This is a genomic window from Photobacterium obscurum, assembly GCF_026191635.1.
Taxonomy (GTDB): Bacteria; Pseudomonadota; Gammaproteobacteria; order Enterobacterales; family Vibrionaceae; genus Photobacterium; species Photobacterium obscurum.
This window is the reverse complement of the sequence record NZ_JAKRRW010000076.1, coordinates 1-282: the sequence shown is the minus strand read 5'-3', so window position 1 is coordinate 282 and position 282 is coordinate 1. Positions and strand designations below refer to the sequence as shown.

Sequence of the window (282 nt, the reverse complement as noted above, 5' to 3'; positions counted from 1 at the left end):
CCCCCTGTGTCAGGATAGTTGTCGCCTAATCTAAATCCGTAGATTAGACAGGGGGTGGTGAGCAGAAAATATGTCCCGCTATCCAGAAGAACGAAAGAACGCCATCCTTAAAAAGTTGTTACCGCCGATGAGTATGTCAGTACCAAAGCTGGCTAAACAAGAAGGCATTAGCGAAGCAACCCTGTACAATTGGCGCAATCAAATCAGAGAGACAGGAAGCCCAGTGCCTAACAGTGGTCAATCTCCGGAGCAATGGTCACCGGAAGTCAAATTTGCCGTAGT

General features: G+C 47.9%; 1 protein-coding gene. It reads left to right on the top strand.

Going from position 1 to position 282, the window contains the following annotated elements; genetic code table 11:
* Nucleotides 1-70: 70 nt before the first annotated feature.
* Nucleotides 71-282: transposase (locus tag MD588_RS25990; RefSeq protein ID WP_265700842.1), on the top strand; the 212-nt coding region annotated here is incomplete at its 3' end.